The organism is Paracoccus sp. DMF, assembly GCF_004407025.1.
Classification (GTDB): Bacteria; Pseudomonadota; Alphaproteobacteria; order Rhodobacterales; family Rhodobacteraceae; genus Paracoccus; species Paracoccus aminovorans_B.
Genome location: NZ_SOKV02000093.1, coordinates 1 through 3,762, shown reverse-complemented (window position 1 = coordinate 3,762; position 3,762 = coordinate 1). Strand labels below are relative to the sequence as shown.

Below are 3,762 nucleotides of genomic sequence, written 5' to 3'. Positions count from 1 at the left end.
GAAGGTCTTGTTGCCGGTGAAGGTCTGGGTGCCTGCAAGGATCGCCAGTTCCGACGAGGTGTTCGGCAGTGTGAAGCTGCGCGTGGTGCCCGTGCTGATCCCCGCCAGCGCGAAGGTCGCCTTCTTCGTCGGGTCCGCATCGTTCACGAGGCTGAACACGGCGTCCGACACGTCGCGCGGCTCGCCCACGACCTCCCAGGCGCTGCCGGTCCAGACGAGGAACAGCCCCTCGGCGACGGCCCAGACCAGCCAGCCGGGACGCGGCAAGAGCCGGATCCACGCGCCGTCGACCCAGAAGGCGATGTTCAGGTCCCACCCAGCCCAGAGGCCAGTGGCGCCGGAGGCGACAAGGTGTCGGTCGCCATCGGCCGGGCTCGCGGGCGGCGCAGTGCGCGTGCGGTCGAGGACCGAGAGCTGCACCATGGCGTCGAGCAGGCGAAGCGCCTCGTTATGCGTGACATGCTTCTGCGCCTGTGCCGCCAGGAGGTATGGCAGGCCCAGATGGGTCGTCGTGTCGGACATGGGAAATCCTGTCAGAAATGGAGGGTCACGGTCGCGGGTGTGCCGCGACCGAGGCGGTTCGAGAGCTGGTAAATGCGGATCGCCAGTGTCTGGCCGGGGCCGAGCGGCGCACCCCAATCGGCGGTCTGCTGGGCGGCGGTGTAGAGGACAGAGGTCGTGCTGCTGGTCAGGGTGCGCTTGATCGCAGCGCCGTCGATGATCTGCACGTCATAACTTTCCATGTCCTCGGCGAGCGGCACCTCGACCTGTTCCCAGGCATCGGCGACCAGCGCGCGGGACCGGCGCGTCCAACGGATGGTCAGATCGCCGGGGCTGTGCGTTGTTCGCCACGGCTGTTCGATATGGACCGGCGCGAAGGGAACAAGCCCCCGGCCAGCGGGGGTGAAGCCCAGCGCGGCATAGCTCGCATCACTGATCGCGCGCGCGGCCGGGCCGACCCGCCAGTTCCAAGGCAGGCCAAGGTCGGCTTCGGCGATGGGCAAAGAGGCCAGCGTCGCATCTAGCACGACCACCCGTGTCCCGGCCGGGGCAGGGTTGCCCATCGCGTATTCCGTTCCGCGCTGGCCCCGCAGGAGGCGGGTCAGGCGGTAGCGGCCCGGGGCGATGAGTTCAGCCGCGCCCGCCTGGACGATTTCCCAAAGGCCCGCCGCTGTCTCGACCGCCAGCGCATTCGCCCCGCCGAATAGGGCGACGTCCGTCGCGCTTTCCAACGTCCCCGTCAGGAGATCGACGACCAGCGCGTTGCCCAGATCGAAGCGTGACGTGGGGCCGGGAAAGAGGTCGAAGGCCAGCGTGCCGGTCCGGGCCCGACTGCCGAAGGTCGTCAGGAGGTTGAATCCGTCGGTCGATGCGCTGCGGAAGACCGCGATCTCACCCGGCCAGGGGCTGGCATGGGATGCGATCAGGGGGCGATGCGCGGGCTGGTCTTCGCTGATCTGCGGCAGGTCCAGCATCACCACCTCGGGCGTGCCGAAGACGACGGGGCTCGAAAGCGAGGCCGGTCGCGGATTCCCGGGCGGCAGGTCATAGGCGGCGCGGTCCTGGCGGACTGCCTCGATCCCGCGCGCCTCAGAGTCGGCGACCGAGACGAGGCGGAATTCCACCTCGCGGCCGTCATGCGCGAGCCGGATCACGTCCGCAGGGTCGAGGGCGAGCCGCGAGGGCGGCAAACGGAAGGTCGCGCTCTCGCGTCCGATCCACGCTTCCATAAGTGCACGGCGGCAGCGGCGTTCCGCCTCCTCGGGCGGGATGGCCATCGGGAAGGACTCGGACGCGATGCGGGTGGTGTCGACGGTGATGCGCCGCGCCTCGACAAGGGCCGCGTCATAGTCCTCATCCGCGCGCGCCACCTGCCACTTCAGCGCCTGGGGCAGTTCGGTCTCCTGCGCCCGGGTCAGCTCGAAGGCTTCGCCCTCCCGGCTGGCGACCAGGTCATCCACTGTGAGGGTCAGGCTGGATGCTCGCCCGCGCATCACGAAGCGGATCACGCCTTCGGTCTCGATGGCATCGAATCCGAAATGCCGGGCCAGCGTGGAAATCGACGCGCGGGGGCTTTCCAGCGCGCCGATGACATAGCCCTCGACCGCGCCCCAAAGGCCGGAAACGTCGATCAGGCTTTCGGCCAGCCCGGCGCGCAGGCAGAGATGGCGCACGAGCGCGGCCAATGACACCGCACCCAGCCGTCCTGTCAGCCAGTGGCCGAGCCGCCAGTTCGGCCCATCCGTCCAGACCCCGGTCAGCTCGGGGAAGAACGGATAGGGCCGCGCATCCCAGGTCCAGGCGGCACATTCGGGGACATGCACCATCCGGCCGCCGTAAACAGTCGAGATCGGGTTGTTCGCCCCTTGGCCCCACCAGAGATAGCTGGCCTCCAAATAGGCACGCTGGATCGCGTCATCGCGCCAGCCGCGGGAGAAGTACGGGGTGAAGCTCTCGGACGACTTCGGGTCGAAGAAGACATTCGGCTGGTTGGTGCCTCGGTCGATGGCGGGGCATCCCAGTTCGGTGAACCAGACCGGCTTGGACTGCGGCACCCATGCCGTGGGCGTGCCGCTCTCGACCCCGCCTGGCCGGTTGAAGTGCGGGTTCGACCACCAGGCCCGCAGATCCTTGTATCGGAAGACCCAAGGCTTGCCCGCGCTGCCATCGGTGATGGGATTCCGCAGTTGCGCCGACCGGTCGACGGCGCTGGCATAGAACCAGTCGAAGCCCTCGCGACCCGCGATATTGGCCTGCAAGTAGCCCCGGTCATGGATGGCGGGCCAGCCCTCGAGCGCATCGGCATGGTCGAAGCCGTCGCGCCAGTCCGAGAGCGGCATGTAGTTGTCGATGCCGATGAAATCGATGTTGGCGTCCGACCACAGCGGGTCGAGATGAAAATAAACGTCCCCTGTCCCATCGCCCGGCTGGTGGCCGAAGTATTCCGACCAGTCGGAGGCATAGCCGACCTTGGTGCCTGGTCCGAGGATCGCCTTCACATCCGCGGCCAGCGCCTTGAAGGCGGTCACGGCCGGATAGGCGCTGGCGCTGGAGCGGATGGTGGTCAGCCCGCGCATCTCGGTGCCGATCAGGAAGGCATCGACCCCGCCCGCGACCGCGCAGAGATGGGCGTAGTGCAGGATCATCCGGCGCAGGCCCCAGTCGCTGGAGGGACCGGTCCAGCTGACGGTGTCGCCCGAGATCGCAAACTGTGCCGGGGTGGCGGCACCGAAGAAGCTGGAGACCTGCGTCGCGGCAGCGGCGGTCTTGTCTACCGTCCCCGCAAAGCCTGCCGCCGGGGAACAGGTGATCCGCCCGCGCCACGGGAAGCTGGGCTGGCTGGGCGCGGCGGCATTCGCACTGTAGGGGTTCGGCAGCGTGTTGCCGGGCGGCACGTCCATCAGCAGGAAGGGATAGAATGTGACGCGCAGGCCGCGCGCCTTCATCTCGCGGATGGCCTGCACCACTGCGAAATCCGCAGGCGTGCCGCCATAGACCGGCCGGTCCTCGGCATCGCGGCTGACGAGGTGGGCTGCAGCGCGCGAAACCCCGTTGACCGCCCAGACCTTCGGGCTCGTGACCTTCGTCGCCACCTCGACGCCGGGCTTGATCGAGGAGTTCCCCGCACGCAGGTCATTGCCGAACCAGGCAACGACGAGGCTGACGCTCTCGACCGCCGGGGCCATGGCCTGCAGCCGATCGAGGGCCACGACGATATCGGCCTCGTCCGGCAGCGCGTTCAGGTTCTCGGCCGAGGTGGTG

The 3,762-nt window shown here is 68.4% G+C and carries 2 protein-coding genes; both read right to left on the bottom strand.

Features of this window, described 5'->3' with window-relative positions; genetic code table 11:
- Positions 1-522, bottom strand: a 522-nt coding sequence (locus E3D03_RS20110; protein WP_263568428.1) for a DUF2793 domain-containing protein, incomplete at its 3' end; no start/stop codon positions are given.
- A gap of 11 nt (positions 523-533) precedes the next feature.
- Positions 534-3,762 (bottom strand): glycoside hydrolase/phage tail family protein (locus E3D03_RS20105; protein WP_263568427.1); only part of this gene is annotated, 3,229 nt, incomplete at its 5' end.